This window comes from Rhodosalinus sp. FB01, assembly GCF_041365715.1.
Classification (GTDB): domain Bacteria; phylum Pseudomonadota; class Alphaproteobacteria; order Rhodobacterales; family Rhodobacteraceae; genus Rhodosalinus.
This window is the reverse complement of sequence record NZ_JBGFSH010000052.1, coordinates 1-243: the sequence shown is the minus strand read 5'-3', so window position 1 is coordinate 243 and position 243 is coordinate 1. Positions and strand designations below refer to the sequence as shown.

The following is a 243-nucleotide window of genomic DNA, read 5'->3' as shown; positions in this document are numbered from 1 at the left end:
CGGGTCAGGACGCCGCGATCCTTCACCCAGATGATCTGCTGATGGACGAAGGCGCCCGCCTTCTCCCAGCAGGCCTCGAGCATCGCCTGGCGGCGCGAGGCGTGCCAGCAGTACCAGGCCGCATCCTCCGTGATCGCCTCGGCGACCGCGGCGGCGATGAAGCCTTCGTAGAGTTCCGCGCCCTGCGAGCTGTCGTCCCACGTCGTCCCGTAGCTCTGGCTCCAGTCCTTGTTCCGCGTCGGG

General features: G+C 68.7%; 1 pseudogene. It reads right to left on the bottom strand.

Annotated features, from left to right (window positions below):
• A pseudogene (locus AB6A65_RS16510) lies at positions 1 to 243 on the bottom strand (DNA methylase); the annotation flags it as partial.